At 73.1% G+C, this 26025-nt stretch carries 28 protein-coding genes and 4 tRNA genes; 20 read left to right on the forward strand and 12 right to left on the reverse strand.

The window, feature by feature from the left end:
* Nucleotides 1-37: 37 nt before the first annotated feature.
* Nucleotides 38-982, reverse strand: coding sequence for an EamA family transporter RarD (gene rarD, locus KZX45_RS04625; RefSeq protein WP_248256533.1), 945 nt, complete (start codon nucleotides 980-982; stop codon nucleotides 38-40).
* Nucleotides 983-1265: 283 nt separating this feature from the next.
* Here rarD and KZX45_RS04630 point away from each other — a divergent pair, with 283 nt between their 5' ends.
* On the forward strand, nucleotides 1266-2672 hold the full coding sequence (locus KZX45_RS04630; protein WP_248256534.1) for an FAD-dependent oxidoreductase: 1407 nt from the start codon (nucleotides 1266-1268) through the stop codon (nucleotides 2670-2672).
* 116 nt (nucleotides 2673-2788) lie between these two features.
* Here KZX45_RS04630 and KZX45_RS04635 read toward each other — a convergent pair whose 3' ends face one another.
* On the reverse strand, nucleotides 2789-3355 hold the full coding sequence (locus KZX45_RS04635) for a hypothetical protein (protein WP_248256535.1): 567 nt from the start codon (nucleotides 3353-3355) through the stop codon (nucleotides 2789-2791).
* Between the two features lie 467 nt (nucleotides 3356-3822).
* Between KZX45_RS04635 and htpX the strand changes: the two genes are divergently transcribed.
* From htpX to KZX45_RS20190, 3 genes are all read left to right on the forward strand, one after another.
* Entirely contained in the window at nucleotides 3823-4686 is an 864-nt protein-coding gene (gene htpX / locus KZX45_RS04640) for a zinc metalloprotease HtpX (RefSeq protein WP_248256765.1), read from the forward strand.
* 139 nt (nucleotides 4687-4825) lie between these two features.
* A complete protein-coding gene (locus KZX45_RS04645; protein WP_248256536.1) occupies nucleotides 4826-5056 on the forward strand; it encodes a hypothetical protein in 231 nt (76 codons plus the stop codon).
* A 394-nt stretch (nucleotides 5057-5450) separates the two neighbouring features.
* On the forward strand, nucleotides 5451-6149 hold the full coding sequence (locus tag KZX45_RS20190; RefSeq protein WP_248256537.1) for an endonuclease domain-containing protein: 699 nt from the start codon (nucleotides 5451-5453) through the stop codon (nucleotides 6147-6149).
* A 344-nt stretch (nucleotides 6150-6493) separates the two neighbouring features.
* Here the strand turns inward: KZX45_RS20190 and KZX45_RS04655 are convergent, their stop codons facing one another.
* Nucleotides 6494-6991: a YajQ family cyclic di-GMP-binding protein gene (locus KZX45_RS04655; RefSeq protein WP_248256538.1), complete on the reverse strand. Its 498-nt coding sequence runs from the start codon at nucleotides 6989-6991 to the stop codon at nucleotides 6494-6496.
* Between the two features lie 149 nt (nucleotides 6992-7140).
* Between KZX45_RS04655 and KZX45_RS04660 the strand changes: the two genes are divergently transcribed.
* From KZX45_RS04660 to KZX45_RS04690, 7 genes are all read left to right on the forward strand, one after another.
* Nucleotides 7141-7222 (forward strand) — tRNA-Tyr (locus KZX45_RS04660).
* A 178-nt stretch (nucleotides 7223-7400) separates the two neighbouring features.
* Nucleotides 7401-7473: transfer RNA gene (locus KZX45_RS04665), tRNA-Thr, on the forward strand.
* Nucleotides 7474-7523: 50 nt separating this feature from the next.
* Nucleotides 7524-7600, forward strand: a tRNA-Met gene (locus KZX45_RS04670).
* A gap of 62 nt (nucleotides 7601-7662) precedes the next feature.
* Nucleotides 7663-7833 carry a 50S ribosomal protein L33 gene (rpmG, locus tag KZX45_RS04675; protein WP_248256539.1) on the forward strand — a complete coding sequence of 57 codons (171 nt, stop codon included), beginning with the start codon at nucleotides 7663-7665 and terminating at the stop codon, nucleotides 7831-7833.
* A 32-nt stretch (nucleotides 7834-7865) separates the two neighbouring features.
* A complete protein-coding gene (locus tag KZX45_RS04680; protein ID WP_248256540.1) occupies nucleotides 7866-8339 on the forward strand; it encodes a MaoC family dehydratase N-terminal domain-containing protein in 474 nt (157 codons plus the stop codon).
* Nucleotides 8336-8791 carry a MaoC family dehydratase gene (locus tag KZX45_RS04685; RefSeq protein ID WP_248256541.1) on the forward strand — a complete coding sequence of 152 codons (456 nt, stop codon included), beginning with the start codon at nucleotides 8336-8338 and terminating at the stop codon, nucleotides 8789-8791. Before KZX45_RS04680 ends, KZX45_RS04685 begins: the two co-directional genes overlap by 4 nt.
* A 77-nt stretch (nucleotides 8792-8868) precedes the next feature.
* The gene (locus KZX45_RS04690; protein WP_308221705.1) at nucleotides 8869-10056 is read left to right on the forward strand and encodes a UDP-N-acetylmuramate dehydrogenase; all 1188 of its coding nucleotides are present in this window, start codon (nucleotides 8869-8871) and stop codon (nucleotides 10054-10056) included.
* Nucleotides 10057-10152: 96 nt separating this feature from the next.
* Here KZX45_RS04690 and KZX45_RS04695 read toward each other — a convergent pair whose 3' ends face one another.
* The 5 genes from KZX45_RS04695 to KZX45_RS04715 all read right to left on the reverse strand — a co-directional run bounded on the left by KZX45_RS04695 (nucleotide 10153) and on the right by KZX45_RS04715 (nucleotide 14222).
* Complete coding sequence (locus KZX45_RS04695; protein WP_248256542.1) at nucleotides 10153-10527, reverse strand: GntR family transcriptional regulator; 375 nt, start codon at nucleotides 10525-10527, stop codon at nucleotides 10153-10155.
* Nucleotides 10524-11444 carry a hypothetical protein gene (locus KZX45_RS04700; RefSeq protein WP_248256543.1) on the reverse strand — a complete coding sequence of 307 codons (921 nt, stop codon included), beginning with the start codon at nucleotides 11442-11444 and terminating at the stop codon, nucleotides 10524-10526. Before KZX45_RS04700 ends, KZX45_RS04695 begins: the two co-directional genes overlap by 4 nt.
* A 185-nt stretch (nucleotides 11445-11629) precedes the next feature.
* Entirely contained in the window at nucleotides 11630-12358 is a 729-nt protein-coding gene (locus KZX45_RS04705; RefSeq protein WP_248256544.1) for an alpha/beta hydrolase, read from the reverse strand.
* On the reverse strand, nucleotides 12355-13104 hold the full coding sequence (locus tag KZX45_RS04710) for an alpha/beta fold hydrolase (RefSeq protein WP_248256545.1): 750 nt from the start codon (nucleotides 13102-13104) through the stop codon (nucleotides 12355-12357). The genes KZX45_RS04705 and KZX45_RS04710 overlap by 4 nt, the downstream gene beginning before the upstream one ends.
* An 86-nt stretch (nucleotides 13105-13190) precedes the next feature.
* Entirely contained in the window at nucleotides 13191-14222 is a 1032-nt protein-coding gene (locus tag KZX45_RS04715; RefSeq protein WP_248256546.1) for an adenosine deaminase, read from the reverse strand.
* 127 nt (nucleotides 14223-14349) lie between these two features.
* Between KZX45_RS04715 and KZX45_RS04720 the strand changes: the two genes are divergently transcribed.
* Nucleotides 14350-15624, forward strand: coding sequence for a phosphotransferase (locus tag KZX45_RS04720; RefSeq protein WP_248256547.1), 1275 nt, complete (start codon nucleotides 14350-14352; stop codon nucleotides 15622-15624).
* 135 nt (nucleotides 15625-15759) lie between these two features.
* On the opposite strand, the gene KZX45_RS04725 is transcribed toward KZX45_RS04720, so the two are convergent.
* Nucleotides 15760-16332 (reverse strand): hypothetical protein, encoded by a 573-nt coding sequence (locus KZX45_RS04725; protein ID WP_248256548.1) that lies wholly within the window; start codon nucleotides 16330-16332, stop codon nucleotides 15760-15762.
* A 113-nt stretch (nucleotides 16333-16445) separates the two neighbouring features.
* Here KZX45_RS04725 and KZX45_RS04730 point away from each other — a divergent pair, with 113 nt between their 5' ends.
* Nucleotides 16446-16871, forward strand: coding sequence for a hypothetical protein (locus KZX45_RS04730; protein WP_248256549.1), 426 nt, complete (start codon nucleotides 16446-16448; stop codon nucleotides 16869-16871).
* Nucleotides 16868-17722 carry a ketopantoate reductase family protein gene (locus KZX45_RS04735; protein WP_248256550.1) on the forward strand — a complete coding sequence of 285 codons (855 nt, stop codon included), beginning with the start codon at nucleotides 16868-16870 and terminating at the stop codon, nucleotides 17720-17722. The genes KZX45_RS04730 and KZX45_RS04735 overlap by 4 nt, the downstream gene beginning before the upstream one ends.
* Here KZX45_RS04735 and KZX45_RS04740 read toward each other — a convergent pair.
* Nucleotides 17712-18383 (reverse strand): response regulator transcription factor, encoded by a 672-nt coding sequence (locus KZX45_RS04740; protein ID WP_248256551.1) that lies wholly within the window; start codon nucleotides 18381-18383, stop codon nucleotides 17712-17714. The genes KZX45_RS04735 and KZX45_RS04740 overlap by 11 nt on opposite strands.
* Before the next feature lie 154 nt (nucleotides 18384-18537).
* Between KZX45_RS04740 and KZX45_RS04745 the strand changes: the two genes are divergently transcribed.
* Nucleotides 18538-19959 (forward strand): sodium:alanine symporter family protein, encoded by a 1422-nt coding sequence (locus KZX45_RS04745; RefSeq protein ID WP_248256552.1) that lies wholly within the window; start codon nucleotides 18538-18540, stop codon nucleotides 19957-19959.
* Nucleotides 19960-19969: 10 nt separating this feature from the next.
* On the opposite strand, the gene KZX45_RS04750 is transcribed toward KZX45_RS04745, so the two are convergent.
* Together KZX45_RS04750 and KZX45_RS04755 are read right to left on the reverse strand one after the other, a co-directional pair.
* Entirely contained in the window at nucleotides 19970-21472 is a 1503-nt protein-coding gene (locus KZX45_RS04750; RefSeq protein WP_248256553.1) for a cell wall metabolism sensor histidine kinase WalK, read from the reverse strand.
* 189 nt (nucleotides 21473-21661) lie between these two features.
* Entirely contained in the window at nucleotides 21662-22873 is a 1212-nt protein-coding gene (locus KZX45_RS04755; RefSeq protein ID WP_248256554.1) for a pyridoxal phosphate-dependent aminotransferase, read from the reverse strand.
* A 273-nt stretch (nucleotides 22874-23146) separates the two neighbouring features.
* On the opposite strand from KZX45_RS04755, the gene KZX45_RS04760 reads away from it, so the two are divergent.
* From KZX45_RS04760 to rplA, 5 genes are all read left to right on the forward strand, one after another.
* Nucleotides 23147-23222: transfer RNA gene (locus KZX45_RS04760), tRNA-Trp, on the forward strand.
* A 114-nt stretch (nucleotides 23223-23336) separates the two neighbouring features.
* Nucleotides 23337-23606, forward strand: a complete 270-nt coding sequence (secE, locus tag KZX45_RS04765; protein ID WP_248256555.1) for a preprotein translocase subunit SecE — start codon at nucleotides 23337-23339, stop codon at nucleotides 23604-23606.
* A 233-nt stretch (nucleotides 23607-23839) separates the two neighbouring features.
* A complete protein-coding gene (gene nusG, locus KZX45_RS04770) occupies nucleotides 23840-24649 on the forward strand; it encodes a transcription termination/antitermination protein NusG (protein WP_374112556.1) in 810 nt (269 codons plus the stop codon).
* Between the two features lie 64 nt (nucleotides 24650-24713).
* Nucleotides 24714-25145 carry a 50S ribosomal protein L11 gene (gene rplK, locus KZX45_RS04775; RefSeq protein WP_248256557.1) on the forward strand — a complete coding sequence of 144 codons (432 nt, stop codon included), beginning with the start codon at nucleotides 24714-24716 and terminating at the stop codon, nucleotides 25143-25145.
* A gap of 89 nt (nucleotides 25146-25234) precedes the next feature.
* Entirely contained in the window at nucleotides 25235-25951 is a 717-nt protein-coding gene (rplA, locus tag KZX45_RS04780; protein ID WP_248256558.1) for a 50S ribosomal protein L1, read from the forward strand.
* Nucleotides 25952-26025 lie beyond the last annotated feature (74 nt).

Raw genomic sequence — 26025 nt, forward strand, 5'->3', positions numbered from 1 at the left:
CCCGGCTCCGCCGAGGTCGGGCCCGGCCCCGCCGTCGTCAGGCGCGGCGGAGCCGGACGCGCGGCGGGCGGTGGCGGTAGCCGTCGACCGTCAGGACCGTGATCGCCACCCACACCAGCACGAACCCGGCCCACCGCTCCGGCGGCATCGGCTCGTGGAAGATGACCACGCCGACGGCCAGCTGCAGCACCGGCGTGACGTACTGCAGCATCCCGACGACGCTCAGCGGCAGCAGGCGCGCGGCGGCGCCGAAGAGGAGCAGCGGCACCGCGGTGAGCGGGCCGGAGGCGGCCAGCAGGGCGCTGTGGGCGGCGTCGTCGCCGAACGAGCCGTTGCCGGTGGCCGCGAGCCACCCCAGGTACGCGAGGGCGACGGGGAACAGCACGGCGGTCTCCACGGCGAGACCCGGCAGGGCGCCGACGGTTCGTCCGACCCGGTTCTTCGCCAGGCCGTACAGGCCGAAGGTGGTCGCCAGGGAAAGCGCGATCCACGGCAGCTCCCCGTACCCGACGGCGATGACCACCACGGCGGCCGCACCGATGCCGCACGCGGCCCACTGCGCGGCGCGGAGGCGCTCGCCGAGCACGACCACCGCCAGGACGACCGTGGTGAGCGGGTTGATGAAGTAGCCGAGCGCGGCGTCGACCGTCCGTCCGGAGTTCACGCCGTAGACGTAGACGAGCCAGTTGACGGCGACGAGGACGGCGGCGACGGCGATGGTGGCCAGGGTCCGGCGCTCACGCAGGGCCGGGAGGACCGCACGCAGCGAGCGGGTCAGCGCCAGGACGAGGAGGCAGAACCCGAGCGACCAGGCCGCCCGGTGCGCGACGATCTCGACCGCCGCCGCCGGCTCGAGCAGGCGGAAGAAGAGCGGGAAGGCGCCCCACAGCAGGTAGGCGCCGAGCCCGAGCGCGAGTCCCCTCCGGTCCAGCTCGGGCTCGCCCGGGGCGGCCCCGGCTGCGGGAGAGGGGACGGCGGTCACGCTGGGCACTCTCGCACGACCGCGGCTGCGCGGTGAAACCCTTTCGCCGCCGGGAAGGCGGTGCGCCCGCCGGAACGGCTGTTCGCCGTCGGGAAGCCGATCGCCGGGAAGGCCGTGCGCCGTCGGAAAAGCCGTCGCCGTCGTTCCGGTCGGGCAGCGGTGTGATCTACGTCCCGGCGCCGCCCCGGGCGGCGTGCTGCCCATACACTGGACGGCGGACATCTCCGCCCTGGACGCGCGCGCCCGTGCGCTCGGGCGGTCAACACCCCGACGAGAGGTACCCGTGACCAGCTCCCGCCCGTTGAGCGTGGCACTCGTGGGCGCCGGCCCGGCCGGCATCTACGCGGCAGACATCCTGTCGAAGTCCGGCCTGGAGGTCAGCATCGACCTCTTCGAGCGTCTCCCTGCCCCGTTCGGCCTCGTGCGCTACGGCGTCGCGCCCGACCACCCGCGGATCAAGCAGATCATCGTCGCGCTCTACAAGATCCTCCAGCGCGGGGACATCCGGCTGATCGGCAACGTCGAGGTCGGCAAGGACGTCTCGCTCGAGCAGCTGCAGCAGCACTACGACGCCGTCATCTTCTCGACGGGGTCCGACCGGGACGCCCCGCTGGACGTCCCCGGCGTGGAGCTGCCCGGCAGCTACGGCGCCTCCGAGTTCGTCTCCTGGTACGACGGCCACCCCGACGTCCCGCGCACCTGGCCGCTCGAGGCCAAGGAGGTCGCCGTCGTCGGCGTCGGGAACGTCGCGCTCGACGTCGCCCGCATGCTCGCCAAGCACGTCGAGGACCTCATGCCCACCGAGATCCCGGCGAACGTCGCCCAGGGGCTGCGCAGCAACCCCGTGACGGACGTGCACGTGTTCGGCCGCCGCGGGCCCGCCCAGGTGAAGTTCACGCCGCTGGAGCTGCGCGAGCTGGGCCAGGTTCCCGACGTCGACGTCATCGTCTACGACGAGGACTTCCAGTTCGACGAGGGCTCCGAGGAGGCGATCCGCTCCTCCAACCAGACCAAGCAGGTGGTCAAGACCCTCATCGACTGGACCCTGAAGGAAAAGGACGAGCTCACGGCCTCGCGCCGGATCCACCTGCACTTCCTGCACCGGCCCGTCGAGATCCTCGGCAACGGCAAGGTCGAGGCCATCCGCACCGAGCGCACCGAGCTCACCGGCGACGGCAACGTCCGCGGCACCGGCGAGATGGTCGACACGCCCGTCCAGGCCGTCTACCGGGCCGTCGGGTACTTCTCCTCCCCGGTTCCCGGGCTGCCTTTCGACGAGATCCGCGGCGTCATCCCGAACATCGAGGGCCGTGTGCTCGGCGAGGACGGCGACTACCTTCCCGGCGTCTACGCCACCGGCTGGGTCAAGCGCGGCCCGGTCGGCCTGATCGGCTCGACGAAGTCGGACGCCCGGCAGACGATCGGCCACGTGGTCGAGGACGCCGAGGCCGGCCTGCTCCGCGCCCGCACCGACGACGAGGCAGCGGTGGGCCACGACGCGATGCTCGCCGCCCTGGACGAGGCCGGTGTGCGGTACACGACCTGGCAGGGCTGGGAGCTGCTCGACGCCTACGAGCAGTCCCTCGGCGAGCAGTTCGCCGCGGGCCCCCGCGAGCGGGTCAAGGTGGTCCACCGCGAGACGATGACCGCCATCAGCCGCGGCGAGGAGCACGACGGCACCCTCGTGTGAGGTGCCCCGGTCCTGTGACAGGACCGGTCGTGGTGAGGACGACGCCGGACGGAGCCTCCGTCCGGCGTCGTGCCGTCTCCGGCCCCGGCGGTCAGCGCAGCCTCCGGCCCCGGCGGTCAGCGCCGCCGTCGTCCTGCGGCGTCGCGCGCCTTCGCGACGGCATGGGTGACCAGCGTCCCGGCGAGAACCACGAGGCCGAGCGCCGGGCCGCCCAGGGTGAGGATGAAGGTCGCCTGCAGGAACGGCAGATCGCCCGCCCGGTCCACCGGTTCGGCCACCCGCACCGACTCGGTGCCGCTCGGCGTCCAGCCCGAGGTGGCGGGGGAGGGAGCGCCGTCGCACCGCAGGGTGACGGCGCCGTCGCCGGTGGGGAAGCGGAAGGCGGAGGCGTAGCCGTCGTGGTCGTAGCCCAGGGCGGGCCGCATCGGGAGGTCGGCTCCCGAACCGTCGGTGCCCATGCAGGCGATGTCGCCGAGGCGCTCCTCGGGCAACCAGATCCAGCGTTCCTGGGACCGCGGGAAGGTCAGCTCGGCGTCCTCCAGCAGCGCCACCTGGTGGTCCCACGCGCCGAGGCGGTCGACGGCGAGACCGACGAGGAAGGCGCCGCCGACGCCGAGGCCGAGCACCAGCCACGCGGCGAGCGTGTAGAAGGGGCGGAAGCTCCTCCTCCGACGCGGGTGCACGTTCCGTGGGGCCGCGTTCGGCGGCGCCCCGTGCGCGGGCCGCCGCCCCGGGCGGCGCGGCGAGAGCATGCCGGGCTGGACTACCGTGACGTCGAAGCGAGGGCCCGGCTGGTGGCCACTGCCTTTCCCCGCCGGGTGCGCGGGGAGGTTCGGTCCGCCGTCGGGAGCTGCGCCGGCCGGTCCGCCGTCGGGAGCTGCGCCGGCCGGTCCGCCACCGGGAGCTGCGCCGGCCGGTCCGCCACCGGGAGCGGCGCCGTCGTCGCGGTCTCGGGAGCTCGGCGGCCCCTGAGCCAGGAGGTCGGCGTACGGGTCTGCGCGTGACGCGTCGGGGTGCCAGGAGTCACCCGTCCGATACGCGCGCATGGGGCAACACTAGGGAACGAGGCCGCCGGAAGGAGCGTTGGACCAGCTGACAGCGCTGCGGTGCCTGCGCCGTCGCCGATACGTCACGAGGAGGAATGCGCCAGATGAACCGCCGCTTCAGCAACGGCCTGAAGACAACCCTGCTCTTCGCGGGCATGTGGGTCGTGCTGCTGGCCGTCGGCGCCCTGATCGCCAACGGCACGGGGAGCTCGATGTTCATCTGGCTGTTCGCCGGGATCGGGCTGCTCTCGACGTTCTACAGCTACTGGAACTCCGACAAGCTCGCCATCAGGGCGATGGCGGCGCGCCCGGTCAGCGAGGCCGAGGCGCCTGGCCTGTACGCGATGGTCCGCGAGCTCGCGACGGCCGCGCGCCAGCCGATGCCCCGCCTGTACATCTCCCCGACGGCCCAGCCCAACGCCTTCGCGACCGGCCGCAACCCTCAGAACGCCGCCGTGTGCTGCACGGAGGGCATTCTTCGGATGCTCGAGCCGCGCGAGCTGCGCGCGGTGCTGGGGCACGAGCTCATGCACGTCTACAACCGCGACATCCTGACGTCCTCGGTGGCCGCCGCGGTCGCCGGCCTGATCACCGCGGTGTCGCAGTTCCTGCTCTTCTTCGGCGGTGGGGACCGCGAGCGGGCGAACCCGCTGGCTCTGCTCGCGACCGCCCTGCTCGCCCCGCTCGCCGCGACGATGATCCAGCTCGCGATCTCCCGGACGCGGGAGTTCGACGCCGACGAGGACGGCGCACAGCTCACCGGAGACCCGCTCGCGCTCGCCGCCGCCCTGCGCAAGATCGAGCAGGGTGCCGCCGCGCGGCCGCTGCAGCCGACGCAACGGATGGAGAACGTCAGCCACATGATGATCGCCAACCCGTTCCGCGGCGGCGGCATGACGAAGCTGTTCGCCACGCACCCGCCCATGAACGAGCGCATCGCCCGGCTCGAGCGCATGGCGGGGTACTGACCCGCGGCATGGCCGCACCCACGACGGGCTGCTCAGAGGAGCCTGCGCTCGGGTCGGAGGGCCGCCGGGAACGGAGGCCTCACCTGCCCTGGCCCCTTCATACGGACCGCTCCACCTCACGAGATCGAGGATCTGGCTCGTGGGGGGCGATTCTCTCGCCATTACCTCGACCTCGATCGCGACCTCGACCTCGACCTCGACCTCGACCTCGACCTCGACCTCGACCTCGACCTCGACCTCGATCGCGGTCGCGGTCGCGGAGTCAGCTGCGATCCGCGTGGTGACCGCTTCGCGACACGGCTCTCTGTGCGGCACGGTGCAGGTGCAGGTGCAGGTGCAGGTGCAAGTGCGGGTGCGGGTGCGGGTGTAGGCGGAGGTGAAGGTGCAGGTGCAGGCGCAGTCGGAGTCGGCGCGCTATGTGTGCTGCGGGCTCCCCACTCCCGCATCGAGCGGCCTGGCGGCGGACCACCGGTGGATCGCCTGCGTGGGTCAGCGAGGTTGTGGATCCCGCAGGCCACGTTCAGCTGGACTCCGCATGCTTACGAGTCATGGACAGAGCGGCCCTCGCGGCGGCCGACGAAAGGTTGCGTCGCGCTGCCGTTCTCGGTGTCTTCACGCTCCGGATGGCGTCGGACGCGGGGCTCACCCGCGGGGTCGTCCGTGGTCGGCTGGCGCGGGAGAGGTGGAGGCATCTCGTCGGCGCCGCCCACGTGGACGGAGCTGCGGGTGTGCAGGGTGTCATCGACGAGGTGAGGCTCCGGGCGGTGGGTGCCGCGCTGACCTGGCCCGACGCCGTCCTGTGCTTTCGCACTGCGGCGCTGCTTCACGGGATGCCTGTGCAGGACGACGGGTCGGCGCACGTGGTGCTGCGTGGTCGGCGGCAGGCCGGGCGCGGCATGGCCCCGCACTACTTCGACGTTCACCGGCGGGACGTGCGCCGCATGCTCTCGTTCCGCCTCACCAGTCGACGGCGGACGGCGCTCGACTGCCTCGCGCTCCTGCCGTACCAAGAGGCCGAGAGGCTGATGGCCTGGGTTCGTACGCGGGAGATCCTCACGGTGGCTGACCTCGTCAAGGCAGTCAGTGAGCGCAGTGGGACGCCCGGTGTCAGACAGCTTCGCCGTCTGCTGGCCGCGACGCGGTCTGGAGCTCTCAGCGAGGCCGAACGTCGTCTGCACATCCTCCTGCACGATGCCGGCATCGGCGGCTGGGAGGCGGATCAGCCGATTGTCGAGGGTGGGAGGGTGCTCGCGCGCGCCGACGTGCTGTTCCGCGCCGCCCGACTGATCGTCGAGGTGGACGGCAGGCGTGCCCACCAGGACTTCGAGGCCGACCGTGAGCGGCTGAACAGTCTGACGCTGGCCGGGTACACGGTCCTTCGCTTCACGTGGCGGCAGCTCGTCGAACGGCCGTGGCTGGTGCGGGAGCAGATCGAGACCGCGCTACGACGGGCGGGCCGCTGACAGGGCGAGCGCGCGAACGAACCCCCAGCCGCGGGTGAACGACGTGGGGCGTCAACGAACCCCGCCCGCGGGTGAACGACGTGGGGCGTCAACGAACCCCCGCCCGCGGGTGAACGACGTGGGGCGTCAACGAACCCCCCAGCCGCGGCTGAACGGGGTGGGCGCCAGCGAGCGCCCGCGGCGGTCAAACGAGGTCGAGGTTCTGGTCCGTGGGAGCGCGTTCACGAACCAGAACCTCGACCTCGTTGAGGTGCGCGGTTCTGGGGTGGTCGCGGACCGCGCAAACGGACCGCGCAAACGGACCGCGCGGCCAGTGGCCGCGGCGTTCGCGGGTGGCCGAGCTCTCAGCGGTAGTTGACGAACTGCAGCGCGGCGTCGATGTCCTCGGCACCCTTGAGGAGAGCGATGACCTGCTGCAGCTCGTCGCGGCTCTTCGAACTGACACGCACCTCGTCCCCGGTGATCTGCGCCTTGACGCCCTTGGGGCCCTGGTCGCGCAGGAGCTTGGTGATCTTCTTCGCGTTCTCCTGGCTCAGCCCCTCCTTGAGGGAACCCACGAGCCGGTACTCCTTCCCGGACGGCTTGGGCTCGCCGTCGCCGAGGTCGAGGGCCTTGAGGGACACGCCACGGCGGATCAGCTTCGTCTGGAGGACGTCGAGAACCGCCTTGACCCGCTCCTCCGAGTTCGCGGTCATCGTCACGGTGTCCCCGGAGAGCGTCACTGAGGCGCCGACGTTCTTGAAGTCGTAGCGCTGCGAGATCTCCTTCGCCGCCTGGTTGACGGCGTTGTCCACCTCCTGACGGTCCACCTTGCTGACGATGTCGAAGGACGAGTCGGCCATGTCGGGCTCCTTGGGTCGTGCGGTCGGGTCGTGCAGTAGGGACGCCGGTCGGGCCGATCGGAAGCGGCTGTGACGTTCGTCGCCCGCTCCCTGGTTCGGCGCACCCCGGGGTTCTTGCTATCGTTCCACCTGCACCTTCCGAGGTGCGAGGCGAGTTGCCCGAGCGGCCAAAGGGAGCTGACTGTAAATCAGCCGCGGAATGCTTCGCAGGTTCGAATCCTGCACTCGCCACGGACCGGCCCATCGGTGGAGCACCACCGGCGGGCCGCTGTCATGTCCGAGCCGGACGTGCGCCGCACCAGCGGCGGCGCCCGGCCGGGGCGTGACGGGGGTGTGAGAGGTCTCACCCCCGTTGTGCCCGGCCCGGATTTCACTCTGGGCCGCTCGGGCAGGTAGGCTCGTCCGCGCTGCCCCGATAGCTCAGTCGGCAGAGCGTCTCCATGGTAAGGAGAAGGTCAAGGGTTCGATTCCCTTTCGGGGCTCTGGTCTGTAGGACCGTCGTATGATGGACGACGGCGGTGCGTCAGGACGCGGCGGGGTAGCTCAGTTGGTGAGAGCGCACGACTCATAATCGTGAGGTCGCGGGTTCGAGCCCCGCCCCCGCTACCAAGCAGTGAACGACGAAGCAGCCGAATGGCCGCTCGCACGACAGTCGAACGTGAGGAAACGCCGTGGCCAGCAAGTCCGGAGATGTCCGCCCCAAGATCACCCTCGCCTGCGAGGTGTGCAAGGAGCGCAACTACATCACCAAGAAGAACCGTCGGAACAACCCCGACCGTCTCGAGCTGGCGAAGTACTGCCCGCGCTGCAACGCCAAGACCACGCACCGCGAGACCCGCTGACCGATCCGGTCGCGCCCCTCTAGTCTGGGGCGATGACCGAGTCCAGCACCCGCCCCACCGGCGTCGACAAGACGCTCGTGGGGCGTTCTTATGCCCCGACGGAGACGTACGAGGTCTCCCGCGTGAAGATCGCCGAGATGGCCGCCGCGACCGGGGCCACGCACCCCGCGCACACCGACCCCGACGCCGCGTGGGCGCTGGGCTACTCCGACGTGGTGGCGCCGCCCACCTTCGCAGTCGTCCTGGCGCAGCGGGCCGAGCAGGCGTACGTCGCCGCGCCCGAGTCGGGCATCGACTTCTCCCGCGTGGTGCACGCCGAGGAGCGCTTCGTCCACCACCGGCCCATCGTGGCGGGGGACCGGCTGCGCACCACCGTCCACGTGGACAAGATCGTCGAGCGCGGCGGGATCACCCTGGTGACCACGCGTGCGGAGATCGCCGACGACGCCGACGCCCCGGTCTCGACCGTGACGTCGACGCTGGCCGTGAGGGGGCCCGAGAAGTGAGCGAGCACAACGAGGTGCTGGACCGTGGGACGCGACCCGTGCTGACCGAGCTGGAGGTCGGCACCGAGCTGTTCAGCCGCACCTACCCCGTCGACCGGGACCGGCTGGTCCGCTACGCCGGCGCGAGCGGGGACTTCAACCCGATCCACTACAACGACCGGTTCGCGGTCGAGGTCGGCCTGCCCGGGGTGATCGCCCACGGCATGCTGACGATGGGGCTCGCCGGCTCCGCCGTCGTGGACTGGGCCGGCGACCCGGGCGCGGTGGCCGAGTACGGCGTCCGCTTCACCCGCCCGATCCAGGTTCCTGACCCAGGGTCGGCCGAGGTGCAGGTGGTCGGCAAGGTCGGTGCGGTGGACCTCGGCGAGGGCTCGGTGCGCGTCGACCTGACGGTGACGTCGGGCGGGGCCACGGTGCTCGCCAAAGCGCAGGCGGTGGTCCGGCTGGGGTGAACGTGGTCGGTCCCTGGACCGTCCGGCGTGCGACGGGCCACACTGACCGCTCCGGCCCGGCGACGTAGCCTGGGACGGTGACCCAGACCTCCGGACACCCCGCGCCCACTCCCGGCTCCGCACCCGCGGCCGCCGCCGTCGCCGCCGTGCCCACGCTCGCCGCGCTCACCACCCTGAGGGTGGGCGGGCCGGTGCGTGAGCTGGTCGACGCCGCGACCGAGACCGAGCTGGTCGAGGCCGTGCGCACCGCGGACGACGACGGCACCCCGGTCCTCGTCCTCGGCGGCGGGTCGAACCTCCTCGTCTCGGACGACGGGTTCGACGGGGTCGTCGTGCGCGACACCCGGCGGGGGATCGACGGCGTGGCCGACTCCTCGTGCGCAGGTGCCAACCTGGTCGTCCCGGCGGGGCAGCCCTGGGACGAGGTGGTCGCCACCGCCGTCGCCGAGGGGTGGATGGGCGTCGAGGCGCTGTCCGGCATCCCCGGCTCGACCGGGGCGACGCCGGTGCAGAACGTCGGCGCCTACGGCCAGGAGGTCGCCGAGACGCTGTCCTCCGTGCGGGTGTACGACCGTCTCGAACGGCGCACCCGGATGCTCGCCGTGGGCGAGCTCGGCCTCGGCTACCGCACCAGCATCCTCAAGCGGTCCCTGAGCGACGCCGGCGCCGGCGGCGGGCGCACCTGGGGCCCGACGGGCCGCTACGTCGTGCTGGAGGTGAGCTTCCAGCTGCGCCTGGCCACGCTCTCCGCGCCCGTGCGCTACGCGGAGCTCGCGCGCCGGCTCGACGTCGCCGTGGGTTCCCGGGTCCCGGCCGCCGAGGTGCGGGACGCCGTGCTGGAGCTGCGCCGGGGCAAGGGCATGGTGCTCGACGACGCCGACCACGACACCTGGTCCGCGGGCTCGTTCTTCACCAACCCGGTGCTCACCACGGCGGAGGCCGACGCCCGCCTGCCGGAGGACGCGCCGCGCTTCCCCGTCACCGACCACACCCGCGTCGCCCAGATCGGCGCCGCCGCGCCGGTGGTCGAGGGCCTGGTGAAGAGCTCGGCCGCGTGGCTGATCTCTCGCGCCGGCTTCGACAAGGGCTTCGGCGCGCCCGGGCCGGCGACCCTGTCGACCAAGCACTCCCTCGCCCTGACCAACCGGGGATCCGCCACGGCGGCCGACCTGCTCGCCCTCGCGCGTACGGTGCGTGACGGGGTTCGGGACAGCTTCGGCGTGACGCTGGTGCCGGAGCCGGTGCTGGTGGGCGTCAGTCTCTGAGCCGAGCCGAGCCGAGCAGAGCCGAGCAGGGTCGGGCCGGGCCGCCCCGGGCCGGGTCGGGCTGAGCTGAGCCGGGCCGAGCCGCTCGGCGCGCCGTCAGCGGTCTGTCATGAGCGCGCCGCGCACGAGGTCGAGGATCTCCCGGTCGTCCAGCCCGGCCGCGCGCGCCCGTCCGACGAACCCGTGCGCGGCCGCCCGGATCTCCGCCGCCTGGTCGGACGCCGGCGCGGCGGGCGCGACGACGGTGCCCGTGCGGCGCCGCGACAGCACCGTGCCCTGCGCCTCGAGCTCGCGGTAGGCGCGCTGGACCGTCCCGACGGCGACGCCCAGGTCCGCGGCGAGGTCCCGGACCGTGGGGAGACGGTCGCCGGCGGTGAGGGTGCCCGCCGCGACCAGCGCGGCCACCTGGGCGCGGATCTGCTCGTAGGGCGGCACCCCCGCGGACAGGTCGACCGTGATGCGCCCGCTCATGGGCGCGCGGTCCCGACGGCGGTGCCCTCCTGCCGCGGGCGCGGGTCCCCCGGGGCGAACGCCTGCGCGGCGGCGACCAGGGAGACGACGCCGACAAGCAGCCCCAGCGGCACGGCGAACCAGGCGGCGAGCGACCACTCGGCGTTGCGGAGCGCCAGGCCCGCGACGAGGAGGACGGCGGCCGCACCGCCGCCGACGAAGAGCTGGACCCCGCCCAGGACGCGCCGCGCGCTGGTTCTGCGGAGCCCCAGGTCGTCCTCGGGGAGCGTTCCCGTGACGGCGGGCCGACGGGCGACGAGGTGGAGCACCCACGCCGTCCCCGCCAGGACGAGCGCGAGCCCGAGGAGCATCGGCAGCGCGTACGGCGCGCCCGGGTAGGGGCCCGAGGCCCCGCCCACGATGCCCGCGGACGCCGCCTCGGACGTGATGAGCAGCGGCACCGCGCGACCGGTCTCGTCGGCCGTCAGCATGAAGAGGACGAGCGCCACGGCGAACAGGGCGGAGGTGGCGAGGACGAGGCTGAGGCGACGGCCTGCGATCTCGCGCACCGTGCGGCGCCGGAGGGCGGCGGTCCGCACGGCGCCCACGGGGCGGGGCCAGGTCCGCTCACCCACGGCGTGCATGACGAGGTGGACCAGCGCACCGGCCGTCGGGCCGAGGGCGGCAGCCAGGCCTGGCGGCCCCGGCACGAGCCGTGCGCCGTTGCCGGCGAGGGCGACCAGCGCCGCGGCGACGGCGAGCCCGCCGGCGAGGCCGAGCGCCGTCGCGACGTCCTCGTGCCGGCGGGCAGCGACGAGCGTGGCGGCCGGCGTGTTCACGGGGCTGCTGCCGCGACCCGACCGGACCAGCACCGTGACGAGGGCACCGACGAGCGCCGCCGGGACCACCGCGGCGACGAGCAGGACCAGCATGCTCATGGCTTCCTCCAATGAAGCAATGCATTGAGACAATGAGTCTGTCGGGTCCGGGCTCATCCGTCAACGGATCGGGGAGGGGAAGCGGCGAGGCGGACGTGCGGGCCTCGTGCACCGGCGCCGGGAGGGTGTGCGTGAGCGGGCGCGCGAGCGCCCGTCTCGAGCACGGGCGCCGGGACGGCCGCGGGTCAGGGCGGGGCGGTCCCGAGCTCGTCCACCGCCGCGAGCACGGCCGCGCGCAGCTCGGCGTCGTCGAGCACGCGGAAGTGGCCCGACCCGGCGACCCGGACGTTCCGTCGCGCACCCGGCAGTTCGCCGGTGCCCGGGATGTGCGGGTCCCAGGCGGGAGCCACGGTGACGATCCGCGCGTTGACGTCGCGCTCGCGGGCGAGCGCGAGGATCTGACGGTCGCGGGGCGAGAAGTGCCGGACGGCCGAGCCCGGTGGGAAGAGGCGCGCGTACACGGACCCCTCCCAGGGGGTGGCGACGGCGACCATGCCCGCCACACGCGCGCCGCCGTCGGCCAGCATGAGGGTCTTCCCGATGAGCCCGCCCTTGGAGTGGGCGACGAGCACCACGCCCGAGAGCTCCTTCTCCGCGAGGTACCCCCCGGCGCGCGCGGCACCGTCGAGGACGGGCCGGCGGTTCACGCCGAGCGTGCTCAGGACGTGCACCGGGTGCCCGGCACCCGCGAGGTGGGCGGCGAGGGGCTCGAGGAAGCGCCAGGTCTCGTAGACGCCCGGAAGGAGCAGCACTGGTGCGCGCCGGGTGGCCGCGTCGACGCGGTGCGCCTCACCTCCCGGCAGGTAGCGCGCGGCGTCCGTGCGGGGGCCGAGGAACGCCCGCGCCTCGTGGCGCAGCGCGTAGGCGTAGTCGGCGGCACGCGCCGGGAGCCGCAACCGGGCCAGCGGCCTCACGCGGTACCGGCCCGGGTGCGCGCCAGGACGTCGAGAGCTGCCCGGGCCACTGCCCCGGCGTGGTCCACGACGACGTTGTGGGCCGCGCCGGGAACGGTGCGCGTCTCGGCGCCGTCGCCGAGGAGACCCGCCAGCGCCTCCAGCCACCGCACCGGCGTGACGGCGTCGTGCTCGCCCCGCATCAGGACGACCGGCGCGCGGACCCGGGCCATCCGCTCCTCGACGGGGTAGCGCATCATCGCGCGGACGATCGTGGAGAACCACCGCACCCCGCAGGCGGCGTAGGCCCGTGCGGTGATGGCGATGGTCCGCGGGGTCTCGTGCAGGCTCGACCCGACGAGGCGGACCGCCTGGATGAGAACCCGGTGCGCCGCCGTATCCACGACCGGGCTGATGAGCACCGCGCCCGCCACGAGGTCCGGGCGGGTGACGAGCAGCTCGGTGGCCACCTGGGCGCCCATCGAGTGTGCGACGACGACGGCCGAGCGCACGTCCGCCCCGTCCAGCACCTCGGCCACCACGGCGGCGAGGTCGGCGATCTCGGGAGCGGTGCCGCGGGGCCGGGGGAGTCCGCCGTGCCCCGGAAGGTCGAGGATGTGCACCCGGCCGGTGGTCGACAGCAGGTGGGCGAGCGTCGCGAACTCCCGCGCGGAGACGCCGAGGCCGTGCAGGAGCACGAAGACCGAGCCGCCCGGACGTGCCGGCCCCTCGGTCACCCGGTGGACGCGCACCCAGGTGCCGCGCACCCGTACCACAGCGCTGCGCAGGGCATGGGCCGGACCGATCGCCCTCGCCCCCTGCGGCCTGAGCTCGAGGGGCCCCGGACGCGCCGTCATCCGACCAGGGCCGGCGCGGCCAGCCAGGCGTCGACGTCGGCCAGCATGGCGCGCTTCGATGCCTCGGACGCGAGCGAGACCTCGATTGAGCTGCGGGCCAGCGCGGCCAGCGCGGCGTCGTCCAGACCGTGCTCCTCGCGGGCGATGCGGTACTGGTCGACGAGCCGGGAGAGGAACAGCAGGGGGTCGTCCGCCCCGAGCGCCACCCGGGCGCCGGCGTCGACGAGGGTGCGCAGGGGCACCTCCGAGGGGTCGTGGTAGACGCCGAGGGAGACGTTCGACGAGGGGCACACCTCCAGGGCGATCCCGGCGTCGACGAGACGGGCGAGGAGGTCGGGATCCTCGGCGGAGCGCACGCCGTGGCCGAGGCGGGCGGGCTTGAGGTGGGCGACGACGTCGCGCACGTGCTCCGGCCCGAGCAGCTCCCCGCCGTGCGGCACGCCGGCCAGCCCGGCGTGGCGGGCGATGCGGAAGGCGGGCGCCCACTCGGAGGTCTCGCCCCGCCGCTCGTCGTTGCTCAGCCCGAACCCCACCACCTGCCCGGGGGCGTCACCGGCGTGCTTGGCCGCGAGCCTCGCCAGCGTGCGCGCGTCGAGCGGGTGCCGGGTGCGCGAGGCCGCCACGATCACCCCCACCTCGACGCCCGTGGCCGCGCTCGCGGACCGCGCCTCGTCCAGGACGATCTCCAGGGCGGGCGTGAGGCCCCCGACGAAGGGGGCGTACGACGTCGGGTCCACCTGGATCTCCAGGCGGCGCGAGCCCTCGGCGGCGTCGTCCTCGGCGGCCTCGCGCACGATCCGCCGCATCGCGGCCTCCGAGCGCACGACGGCGCGGGCGGCGTCGTAGGAACGCTGGAACCGGAACCAGCCGCGCTGGGACGCCGGGACCCGTAGCGGGTCCGCGTCGGTGAGGGACGCGGGCAGGCGCACGCCCTGCTCGGCCGCCAGCTCCCGGAGCGTCGAGACCCTCATCGAACCGGTGAAGTGCAGGTGCAGGTGAGCCTTCGGAAGGGTGACCAGATCGCGCACCTCGACGAGTCTGCCACCCCGGCGGCAACCCGCCCGCCGGGCCCGCCGCAGCCCCCGGGCGGCGCACGGGCGGACGAATCGTCGTGTCCGGCCGCGGCGACCTGCCCCGTCATGGTCAACTTGCCCCATGAGCGTCCCAGCTGCCGCCCGGCGCGAGCCGGCCGACGTCGCGCTGCTGACCGGCTCCGAGGCCGGTGACATGCTCGCCGGTGCCCTCGAGGCCGAGGGCGGCCGCCTGCTCGACTGGCAGGTGCACACCATCCACCACCGGCCCGGCGCCGGGGTGACCGTCGGGTACACCGCGACCGTCGAGCGGGCCGGCAGCGCCGGCACGCCGGTGCGGCACGAGGAGTACCTCTGCGCCACCACGGCCCGCCTCTCCCACGGCGCGGGCGCCGGTCTGGTCCGGCTGGAGCAGCCCGACGGCGGACCCGTGGTGCACCTGTGGCGTCACCCGGCGGACCCGGAGCTGCCAGCGCTCGCGGTGGCCTGCGACGCCGCCCGGCTCTCGGACCGCCTGGGTGCGCGGGTGACGGTGGAGCTGCTCGCCTACCGTCCCACCCGCCGGGCGGTGCTGCGGGTCCGCCGCGCGGAGCCGGCCGGGGCGGTCGCGTACCTGAAGGTGGTCCGTCCCTCGGCCGCGAGCGCGTTCGTCGAACGGCACCGCACCCTCACCGCCGCGGGCGTGCCCGCGCCGGAGGTCCTGCGCGCGGACGAGGACGGCCTGGTGCTGCTCGCCGCGGGGCGTGGCACGCCGTTGGCCAACCTGCTCTCGCGGGGCCTCGGGGACCGGACCGGCGCGGTGCTCGACGCGCTGCTGGGCACCCTGGACGCGCTGCCACCGGCCCTCCTCGACCTGCCGCGCCGGCCCGCCTGGTCCGAGCGGGCCGACCACTACGCGCACGCGGCGGCCACCGTGCTGCCGGAGTACGCGGCGCGCACCGAGGCACTCGCCGAGGGCGTCAACCACCTCATGGCCAACTCGGACCCCGGCCCGGTGGTGCCCACGCACGGGGACTTCTACGAGGCGAACGTCCTCATGGACCCCCGGCCCGACCTCGTCGCGGTCACCGCGCTGCTGGACGTGGACGCCGTCGGCCCGGGGTACCGCGTGGACGACCTTGCGTGCCTCCTCGGCCACGTCTCCGTGCTGCCCCACCTGGCGCCGGAGACCTACCCGCACGTGCCCGAGGTGCTCGACGCCTGGACGCGGGCCTGCTCGGCCGTCGTGGACCCGGTGGCCCTGCACGCCCGGTGCGCGGGGGTGGTGCTCTCGCTGGTCGCCGGTGCCCGCCGGACGGACGGCGCCCACTGGCGCGCCGACGCCGAGGGGCGTCTGGCGTGCGCCGAGGGCTGGCTGGCCCACGGGCGTGAGCTGCTCGCCCGGCGCGGGCCGCACTGAGCGAGCGGGCCGCACCGAGCGTGACCGCGGCGGATGAGAACGTTGTCATCTTCTCCTCCTCGTCGTCTCACCCCGGCGCGCCAGAGTTGCGGTCATCAGCAGCCCGGCATCCCCGGGCACCGACCGCAGGAGGCATCACGCGATGAACCACAAGCTCTGGATCACCACCGGCACGCTGAGCGTCCTCGCGGCGGCGAGCGGGGTGGGCGTCGCCGTCGCCGACACCGACGACGGCCAGGACGTCTCGGGCGTGGAGGTCACGACGCCCGCCGCGACCGAGACCGCGACTCCCGCGGCCGGGACGGCCACCCCCGACGCCCGCGCCACCGACCCCGCCTCGGTCAGCGCCGGCAGCGCGACGACGGCGGTCACGGCGGTCTCCGCCGCCAGCCCGATGACTTCGGCGTCGGCGGCCAGTCCGGTGACTCCGGCGTCGGCGGCCAGTCCGGTGACCCCGGCGTCGGCGGCCAGTCCGGTGACTCCGGCGTCGGCGGCCAGTCCGGTGACTCCGGCGTCGGCGGCCAGTCCGGTGACCCCGGCGTCGGCGGCCAGTCCGGTGACTCCGGCGTCGGCGGCCAGTCCGGTGACTCCGGCGTCGGCGGCCAGCCCGGTCACCCCCGCCTCGCCGGCGTCCGCGCCCTCGGCGCAGTCCGGCGAGTAAGCCAGCCCACCCCCGTCCAGGACCGACGAGGTCCGGCGAGTGAGCAAGCGCGCGCGCCGGGACCGAGAAGGTCCGGGGCGGGCGCTGTCCCGTCGCCAATGCTGGCCCCGGCCCCCGTATCCGTGGGACGGTGTACCGGCGAGAGCAGTGAGGAGCTGAGATGGTCGCCAGGAGCATGTGGGCCGTGATCGGCGGCACGCTCGGCGTCGTGGGTGTCGCCGGTGCCTTCGGTGCGGTCGCCGGGGAGCCGCGTGACCCGGTGGCCCTCGACGCTGTGCAGATCTCCGCGACGCAGCCCGCCGCCCCCTCCGCGGACCGCGAGGCAGGGGCGTCCGCCACGCAGTCGGCGAGCCCCTCTGCCACCGAGACGCCGTCACCCGAGGAGACCGGGCCGGACGACGACTCCGGGTCCGACGACGACTCTGGCTCCGACGACTCTGGCTCCGACGACTCCGGCTCCGACGACTCTGGCTCCGACGACTCCGGGTCCGACGACGACTCCTTGTGGGATGACTCCGGGTCGGACGACTCCGGGCCGACCGTAGTCTCGCCCCCCAGCCCTGTGACCGCGGAGACCCCCGAATGATGCTCGCAGTTCTCGGACCGGGCGCCGTCGGCGGCCTGCTCGCCGCCCTCCTCCATCGCGCGGGGGAGGACGTCGTGGTCGTCGGGCGGCCGGAGAGCGCGCGGCGGATCGTCACGGAAGGCCTGCGCGTCCGCTCGGACAAGTTCGGCCAGTTCACGGCCATGGTGCCGGCGACCACCGAGGTCCCGCCCGGCTCCGCCGTCGTCCTCGCGGTCAAGAGCTACGGTCTGGCCGACGTCCTGCCGGGCCTCCGGGCGGCGTCGCCGACCGAGGTGCTCGCGCTCCTCAACGGGCTCGGGCACGCCGAGACGCTCCGCGAGGTCCCGAACGCGGTCTGCGGGTCCGTGCAGGTCGAGGCTTCCCGCGAGGACGGCACGATCGTCCATCGGGGCCAGTACCTCATCGTCAACGTCCCCGCCGGCGGGGCCGGTCGCATCGCCGAGGCGCTGCGGCGCGCGGGCGCCGACGTGCGCGTGCGGGGCTCGGAGCTGGACGTCCTGTGGCGCAAGTACAGCTTCCTGGCCCCGACGGCGCTGCTGACCTCCTGGACGGATCTACCGCTGGGGGAGGCGCTCGACCAGGACCCGACGGTGGCTCGCGGCGTCGTCGCCGAGGTGGCCGCCGTGGCGACGGCGGACGGGTGGCCCACGACGGCCGAGGACCTGCACGCGCTCCTGCGCCGCCTGCCCGCGACGATGATGTCCTCGCTCCAGCACGACCTCCGCGCCGGCGGCCCCACCGAGCTCGAGGCGATCGGCGGGCACCTGCTCGCGCTGGGGGAGCGCCACGGCGTGCCCACGCCCACGCTCGCGCGCGTGGTCGGGGACCTGCGGTTTCGCGTCAGCGCGTGAGATCGACCAGGCGGTAACCCATGCCGCGGACCGTCTCCACGTGCGCGGCGCCGATCTTGCGGCGCAGGTAGCGAACGTACACGTCCACCACGTTCGACCCCGGGTCGAAGTCGTACCCCCACACCCGGGAGAGCAGCTGCTCGCGCGAGAGCACCTGCCCCGGGTGCGTCATGAACGTCTCGAGCAGGGCGAACTCGCGCGCTGAGAGGTCGACCTCGGTGTCGCCGGCGGTCACGCGCCTGCTGCGCAGGTCCAGCGACAGGTCGCCGTAGGCCAGGACCGTCGTCTCCACGGTGCCGGGCTCGCTGCGCAGCCGCAGTCGGACCCGTGCGAGGAGCTCCTCGAACCGGAACGGCTTGGCCATGTAGTCGTCAGCGCCGCCCTCGAGGCCGGCCACCGTGTCGTCCACCGACGAGCGCGCGGTGAGGATGATGACCGGGACGGTCGAGCCCTGGCCCCTGATCCGCCGCAGCACCTCGAACCCGTCCATGTCCGGCAGGCCGATGTCGAGGATGACGAGGTCGTAGCCGTCGGTGTGCGCGTGCGCGAGGGCATCGCGGCCCGTGCCCACCGCGGTCGGCTGGTGCCCGGCGGCCCTCAGGCCCTTGGTGACGAACGAGGAGATCCCGGCCTCGTCCTCGACGATCAGGATCTGCGCCATCTTCCCTCCACGGTGGTTTTCCGGACAGTCTCCCACCAGCCGCCGCCCCGGTGTCCCGCCGTGGACGCAGGTGTGACGGCAGGCACAGGAGGCGCTAGGTTCTGCCACCAAGCGTCCGGCCGACAGCGGCCCGGGCTCGGCACGAGGGAGATGCATGGACAGCGAGCGGCTGGCGACGACCCTGGGGGACATCGGCGGAGTGGTGTGGGGGCCGTTCGTGCTCATCCCGCTGCTTCTCGGCACCGGCCTCTACCTGACGATCCGGCTGGGCGGGCTGCAGTTCCGCAAGCTCGGGGCCGCCCTGCGCCTCGCCGTGCTCAAGCGCAAGGACGACGGCGCCGACGGCGACATCTCGCACTACCAGGCTCTCACCACGGCCCTCGCGGCCACGGTCGGCGTCGGCAACATCGCCGGCGTCGCCACCGCGATCTACCTCGGCGGGCCGGGCGCCCTCTTCTGGATGTGGGTCACGGGACTGCTGGGCATGGCGTCGAAGTACTCGGAGGCGTTCCTCGGCGTGCGGTTCCGGACCAAGGACGCGCGCGGCGACGTCTCCGGCGGGCCGCAGTACTACCTGGCCCGGGCCATCCCGAACAAGTTCGGCCTCACGCTCAGCCTCATCTTCGCCGTCTTCGCCGTCCTGGCCAGCTTCGGCATCGGCAACATGACGCAGTCCAACACCGTCGCGACCTCGGTGCAGGAGTCCTTCGGCGTGCCCACCTGGGTCGCGGGCCTCGTGCTCGCCCTGTTCACCGGCGCCGTGCTGATCGGCGGCATCCGGTCGATCGGCAAGGTCACGGCCGGGTTCGTCCCGCTGATGATCGTGCTCTACGTCGTGGCGTCCCTGGTGGTCCTGGTGCTCAACGTCGCGGAGATCCCGCAGGCGCTGGCCCTGATCTTCACCGACGCGTTCACCGGGACCGCGGCGGCCGGCGGCTTCCTCGGCTCCACCCTGATCCTGGCGATCCAGTACGGCGTCGCCCGCGGCATCTTCTCCAACGAGTCGGGCATGGGCTCGGCCGCCATCGCCGCCGCCGCCGCCCAGACCCGTCACCCCGTGCGCCAGGGCCTGGTCTCCATGACCCAGACGTTCATCGACACCCTGATCGTCGTCTCCATGACCGGCCTGGTCATCATCACCACGGGCGCCTGGCGCAGCGGCATCGAGGGCGCCGGGATGACTGCCGAGGCGTTCAACATCGGCCTGGGCGGCTGGGGCCACTACGTGGTGACCATCTCGGTCATCTTCTTCGCGGGCTCCACGGTCCTGGGCTGGGCCTACTACGGGGAGCGCTGCATGGAGCGGCTCGTCGGCATCCGCGGCGTCATGCCCTACCGCGTCCTGTTCACCGTCGTGGTCTTCGTCGGGGCGACGACGGAGCTGACCGTCGTGTGGAACTTCTCCGACATCATGAACGGCCTCATGGCGCTGCCCAACCTCATCGGCCTCATCGTCTGCGCCGGGCTGATCGCCCGGGAGACCCGGGCCTACCTGGACCGAGACCCCAAGCTGCTCGACGAGCCCGCTGTCTCGACGCTCCAGGGGACGGCAGAGCTGGAGCGCCTGCCCCGCTGACGGGGCTGGTTCAGCGCGGGGCCGGAACCCGCCCGGCCCGGTGGTCGTCCTCGTCCGGCTCGTCGCTCGTGTGCGTCTCCACCGCCACGCCGACGGCCGGCAGGTCGATGACGAAGACGGACCCCGCACCCGGCTCGGAGTCGACCCGCACGGTGCCGCGGTGCGCCTCGGCGATGGCCGCGACGATCGCGAGCCCGAGCCCGGCCCCCTCGCGCCGCGCAGCATCACCCGGCGCACGGGCGAAGCGGTCGAAGATGCGCTCGCGCTGCTCGGGCGCGATGCCGATGCCCTCGTCGCGGACCCAGAGGTGGAGGCGGTCACCGCGGACCCCGGACCCGATCGCCACGGTGGAGCCGTCCTCGGAGAACTTCACGGCGTTGGCGGCCAGCTGCAGCATGGCCTGGGTCAGCCGCTGGGCGTCGACCGTGGCATCGGCCTCGAGCCGCTCGTCCACACGCCAGCGACGGTCACCGAGCGGGCGCGCCTGGTCCAGGACGTTGTCGAGCAGCAGGCCGAGGGCGGTGGGGGCCGGGTGGACGAAGTCGGGCTGCTCGGACCTCGCGAGCATGACGAGGTCGTCGGCGAGGCGGTGCATGCGGTCGAGCTCGCTGAGGGCGAGGTCCTTGGTGGCCGCGGCGTCCTGCGGGTCGGCCGGGTCCATGAGCTCGAGGTGACCACGGACGATCGTGATGGGGGTGCGCAGCTCGTGCCCGGCGTCGTCGAGCAGCCTGCGCTGCGAGGTGAAGGCGTCCTCCAGGCGGGCGAGCATCGCGTTGAACGTGCGCGCCAGGTCGCTGAGGTCGTCGTTGCCGCGGACGTCGATCCGGCCGGAGAGATCCGTCTCCGAGATCTGCTCGGCGGTCTCTCGCAGCTGGCGCACCGGCTTGAGCAGCCGACCCGAGAGCAGCCAGCCGACGACGGCGAGCGCCGCGAACGCGGCCACGCTGACCACCGCGTAGGTCCGGAAGGTCTGGTCCACCGAGGCCTGCTCCGCCGTCCGGTCGAACGCCACGACGAGCGCCCCGACACCGACGTCGCCCACCCGGACCGGGACGAGCGCGTAGCGGTACTCGGTGGCGGCGGTGGTGAACGAGGCGATCCTGCCCTGCCCGCTGCCCGCCGCCGCGTCGAGCTGCGAGGCGAGGTGCGCGACGAGCTCGGGGTCCTCCGCGAGAGGCACGCCGGAGGGCATCGTGTACTCGAGCCGGCCGTCGACAAAGCCGACCATGCCCTCGTTCGCGCCCGGCACCTCTCGGACCATGCCGCCGTAGATCAGCTGCTTGGGATCGGCGGAGGCGGCCCCACGGGCGGCCGCGTCCACGGCGTAGCTGGAGAACTCCTCGGTCGTGCGGCGCAGGCTCGCGTCGATGCCCAGGTCGACGCGGCCCAGCTGCAGCACGTAGGCGGTCCCGCCGGCGATGGCGAGGGTCAGACCGGTCAGGAACAGCGTCAGCGCGAGGATGCGCGAGCGCACCGTCATCCCGCGCGGTGTGCCGTCCGTCGTCGTCCGCATCGCCTCTCCCTGCCGCGCCCGGCACGACCCTGCCGAGCTCCCCGCTCACTCAGTGCGGCCCGGCGGCTCGGCCGCCCGGGCACAGATCGTCCCACCGATCGTGAGGCACGCGGATGAGACGGGCATGAGAAGAGCCCGGGACCGGCGCGCGTGCGCGGGTCCCGGGCTCCGCCGTCGGGCGGCCGTCGCTCAGGCGAGCAGCTCCTGGATGCGGCCGACGCCCTCGACGAGGTCGTCGTCGCCCAGGGCGTAGCTCAGGCGCAGGAAGCCGCTCGGGCCGAAGGCCTCGCCGGGCACGACGGCGACCTCGACCTCCTCGAGGATGAGCCCGGCGAGCTCGGCCGACGTCGTGGGCGTGCGGCCGCGGATGGTGCGGCCGAGGACGCCCTCGACGGAGGGGTAGGCGTAGAAGGCGCCCTTCGGGGTCGGCAGCACGACGCCGTCGATCGCGCGCAGCATCTCCACCATCGTGCGGCGGCGGCGGTCGAACGCGGTCCGCATCCGGTCCACGGCGGACAGGTCGCCGGTCAGGGCCGCGATTGCCGCCCGCTGGGAGACGTTGGCGACGTTCGAGGTCAGGTGCGACTGCAGGTTGGTCGCGGCCTTGATGACGTCGTTCGGGCCGATCATCCAGCCCACCCGCCAGCCGGTCATGGCGTACGTCTTCGCGACGCCGTTGAGGACGATGGAGGTGTCCACGAGCTCGGGGACGGCCCGCTGGATCGGGGTGAACACGGCGTCGTCGTACACGAGGTGCTCGTAGATCTCGTCGGTGATGACCCAGACGCCGTGCTCCACCGCCCAGCGGCCGATCGCCTCGGTCTGCTCGGGGGAGTAGACGGCGCCGGTCGGGTTGGACGGCGAGCAGAAGAGCAGCGCCTTCGTGCGCTCGGTGCGGGCGGCCTCGAGCTGCTCGACCGTGACCAGGTACTCCTGGTCGGCGCCGGCGAAGACCTCGACCGGCGTGCCGCCGGCCAGCGCGATGGCCTCGGGGTACGTGGTCCAGTACGGCGCCGGCAGCAGCACCTCGTCGCCCGGGTCGATGATCGCGGCGAAGGCCTGGTAGACGGCCTGCTTGCCGCCGTTGGTCACCAGCACGGAGTCGGGGGAGACCTCGTAGCCGGAGTCCCGCAGGGTCTTCGCCGCGATGGCCTCGCGCAGCGCCGGCAGCCCCTTCGCGGGGGTGTACCGATGGTTGACCGGGTCCTTCGCGGCGGCGACGGCGGCCTCGACGATGTAGTCGGGCGTCGGGAAGTCGGGCTCGCCCGCGCCGAAGCCGATGACCGGCCGGCCGGCCGCCTTGAGGGCCTTGGCCTTGGCGTCGACGGCGAGCGTGGCCGACTCGGCGATCGCGGCCAGGCGGGCGGAGACTCGGGGCTTGGAGGAGGTGGGTGCGCTCACGTCGCCTATCGTGGCACGGGGCCACCGGCCGGTCACCGGGACGTTCGCTCCGCGGGCACCCGCGATCGTGGCCGGACGCCCCCGGCCCGAGCGCGCGGGGTTGGTGCGGAGATGGCCCGGATCGGCGCCAGATCGCGTGTGACGAGGCTCCCTGCGGTCCGAGTTCGACCAAAAGGCGCTCGACCACGTACACTCGACGCCGGTGGTTGACGTCCACCATGCTGGAGCGTGCCCGTGAGGGTGCGGCGACGGCATGGCGTTCGGATCACCGATAGGGCAGTGGCGCAATTGGTAGCGCACCGGTCTCCAAAACCGGCGGTTGTGGGTTCGAGTCCCTCCTGCCCTGCCAGGACGGCGTCTCCCTCGCGGGAGGGCGCGGATATCCTGATGGCTTCGCCGTACGGCGAGCCGGACCCGCCCGACCGGGGCGGTGTCGGACCCGGCAGAACGAAGGAAGCAACCTGTGAGCGAGTCTGCGAGCGCGACCTCGGGGCGGCCCGAGCGTGCCGCGAGCGCCGACGGGTCGCGGCCGAAGAAGGAGCGCGGCCTGTTCGGCCGCATCGCCCTGTTCGTCCGTCAGGTGATCGCCGAGCTCAAGAAGGTCGTCCGCCCGACCCGGAACGAGCTCATGACCTACTTCGTGGTCGTGCTCGTCTTCGTCGCGGTGATCATGGCCTTCGTGGGCCTGCTCGACCTGTCGTTCGGCAGGCTCGTGCTGTGGATCTTCGGCTGAGTCCCATGACGCCGTCCGCCCGGCAGCCGGCCGACCGGTAGCCATCCCACTGATCAGAAAGCAGGTCCCCTGTGCCTGAGGAGAATCTCGAGCCCCAGAACGTCGACGAGACGTCGCTCGAGCCCGGGCAGCCGGACACCCCGGCTGCCGCCGACGTCGAGGACGACGCTGCCCTCGCGCACGACGAGGCCGATCTGGTCGAGGTGAACGCCGAGAACGCCGCCGCTGACGACCTGGACGAGGACGAGCTCGAGCACGCCGGCGAGCCGCTGTCCGCCGAGACCGACGCGCTCGCGTCCGACGAGCTCGAGAACGCCGACGAGACCGACGACGTCGCTCCCGCGGCGGTGACCGACGAGGCTGACGAGGTTGAGCCCGAGGCCGCCCCCGACGTGGCCGAGGAGGCCGAGGAGGCCGAGGAGGCCGACCAGGACCCGGCCGAGGCGTTCCGCAAGGAGCTGCGTCACCTGCCCGGCGACTGGTACGTGGTGCACACGTACGCCGGATACGAGAAGCGCGTGAAGGCGAACCTCGAGAACCGCATCCAGAGCCTCAACATGGAGGACTACATCTTCCAGGTGGAGGTTCCCATGGAGGAGGTCGTCGAGATCAAGAACGCGCAGCGCAAGGTGGTCAGCCGTGTCCGCGTTCCTGGTTACACGCTCGTGCGCATGGACCTCACCGACGAGTCGTGGGGCGCCGTGCGCCACACGCCCGGTGTGACGGGCTTCGTGGGCAACACCCACCAGCCCGTCCCGCTGACCGAGGACGAGGTCTTCTCGATGCTCGCCCCGACGGTCCAGGCCGCCGCCCCGGCCGCCGCCGGGAAGGCCGCCGCCAGCACCGGCGGCGCCGCGTCCACGCCCATCCACGTGGACTTCGAGGTCGGCGAGTCGGTCACGGTCACCGACGGCCCGTTCGAGACGCTGCCCGCCACCATCTCCGAGATCAGCCCCGAGAGCCAGAAGCTCAAGGTGCTCGTCACGATCTTCGGCCGGGAGACCCCGGTCGAGCTGTCGTTCTCGCAGGTCGCCAAGATCTGAGGGACGAGGCGTCCGCCGGCCGAGGGCCGGCGGGTATCCCAGGAAGAATCGTTAGGACCCGAACATGCCCCCCAAGAAGAAGGTCGCAGGCCTGATCAAGCTCCAGATCCAGGCCGGCGCCGCGACCCCCGCGCCGCCGATCGGCCCCGCGCTGGGTCAGCACGGCGTGAACATCATGGAGTTCTGCAAGGCCTACAACGCGGCCACCGAGTCGCAGCGCGGCAACGTGATCCCGGTGGAGATCACGGTCTACGAGGACCGCTCCTTCACCTTCATCACGAAGACCCCGCCGGCCGCCGAGATGATCAAGAAGGCCGCCGGCGTGGCCAAGGGCTCCGGCACCCCGCACACGGTCAAGGTCGCCAAGATCACCCGTGAGCAGGTCCAGGAGATCGCCCGCACCAAGCAGGAGGACCTCAACGCCAACGACATCGAGGCCGCCGAGAAGATCATCGCCGGCACCGCCCGCTCCATGGGCATCACGGTCGAGGGCTGACCGAACCACCCGACACGGCGCCCCGGGCGCCGTCAGTGGCAGGGTCCGCGCGGACCCGCAGACCACGACTGCACAGGAAAGAGAAGCAGATGGCAACGCGCAGCAAGAACTACCGCAAGGCCGCCGAGAAGATCCACGACGGCGAGCTCTACGCCCCCCTCCAGGCCGTGCGCCTGGCCAAGGAGAGCGCCACCACCAAGTTCGACTCCACCGTCGAGGTCGTCTTCCGCCTCGGCGTCGACCCCCGCAAGGCGGACCAGATGGTCCGCGGCACCGTCAACCTGCCGCACGGCACCGGCAAGACCGCTCGGGTCGTGGTCTTCGCCGTCGGTGAGCGGGCGAACCAGGCCATCGAGGCCGGGGCGGACGAGGTCGGTGGCGACGAGCTGATCGAGAAGGTCGCGGCCGGGTACACCGACTTCGACGCCGCCGTGGCGACGCCCGACCTCATGGGCAAGGTCGGCCGCCTCGGCCGGGTGCTCGGGCCCCGCGGCCTCATGCCGAACCCGAAGACCGGCACCGTGACGATGGACGTGGCCAAGGCCGTGAACGACATCAAGGGCGGCCGTATCGAGTTCCGGGTGGACAAGCACTCGAACCTGCACTTCATCATCGGCAAGGCCAGCTTCGACGAGAAGCTGCTCGTGGAGAACTACGCCGCCGCCCAGGAGGAGATCCTCCGCCTCAAGCCGGCCAGCTCCAAGGGCCGCTACATCACCAAGGCGACGCTGACCACCACCATGGGCCCCGGCATCCCGCTGGACGCGACCAAGACGCGCAACCTCACCACCGAGGACGCCTCCTGATCCACGCCTGACGACGACGGCCCGGCACCTCCCGTACGGAGGGTGCCGGGCCGTCGTCGTCCCGGGAGGCGGCG

Source organism: Georgenia sp. EYE_87, from assembly GCF_023148685.1.
In the GTDB taxonomy this organism is placed as follows: domain Bacteria; phylum Actinomycetota; class Actinomycetes; order Actinomycetales; family Actinomycetaceae; genus Georgenia.

Excerpts from the sequence above, each read along its gene's own strand:
- htpX (WP_248256765.1), top strand. The coding sequence starts at position 3,823 with ATGAACCGCCGCTTCAGCAACGGCCTGAAGACAACCCTGCTCTTCGCG.
- KZX45_RS04655 (WP_248256538.1), bottom strand. The coding sequence starts at position 6,991 with ATGGCCGACTCGTCCTTCGACATCGTCAGCAAGGTGGACCGTCAGGAG.
- KZX45_RS04680 (WP_248256540.1), top strand. The coding sequence starts at position 7,866 with ATGACCGAGTCCAGCACCCGCCCCACCGGCGTCGACAAGACGCTCGTG.
- KZX45_RS04695 (WP_248256542.1), bottom strand. The coding sequence starts at position 10,527 with ATGAGCGGGCGCATCACGGTCGACCTGTCCGCGGGGGTGCCGCCCTAC.
- KZX45_RS04700 (WP_248256543.1), bottom strand. The coding sequence starts at position 11,444 with ATGAGCATGCTGGTCCTGCTCGTCGCCGCGGTGGTCCCGGCGGCGCTC.
- KZX45_RS04720 (WP_248256547.1), top strand. The coding sequence starts at position 14,350 with ATGAGCGTCCCAGCTGCCGCCCGGCGCGAGCCGGCCGACGTCGCGCTG.
- KZX45_RS04730 (WP_248256549.1), top strand. The coding sequence starts at position 16,446 with ATGGTCGCCAGGAGCATGTGGGCCGTGATCGGCGGCACGCTCGGCGTC.
- KZX45_RS04735 (WP_248256550.1), top strand. The coding sequence starts at position 16,868 with ATGATGCTCGCAGTTCTCGGACCGGGCGCCGTCGGCGGCCTGCTCGCC.
- KZX45_RS04740 (WP_248256551.1), bottom strand. The coding sequence starts at position 18,383 with ATGGCGCAGATCCTGATCGTCGAGGACGAGGCCGGGATCTCCTCGTTC.
- KZX45_RS04745 (WP_248256552.1), top strand. The coding sequence starts at position 18,538 with ATGGACAGCGAGCGGCTGGCGACGACCCTGGGGGACATCGGCGGAGTG.
- KZX45_RS04750 (WP_248256553.1), bottom strand. The coding sequence starts at position 21,472 with ATGCGGACGACGACGGACGGCACACCGCGCGGGATGACGGTGCGCTCG.
- rplK (WP_248256557.1), top strand. The coding sequence starts at position 24,714 with ATGCCCCCCAAGAAGAAGGTCGCAGGCCTGATCAAGCTCCAGATCCAG.
- rplA (WP_248256558.1), top strand. The coding sequence starts at position 25,235 with ATGGCAACGCGCAGCAAGAACTACCGCAAGGCCGCCGAGAAGATCCAC.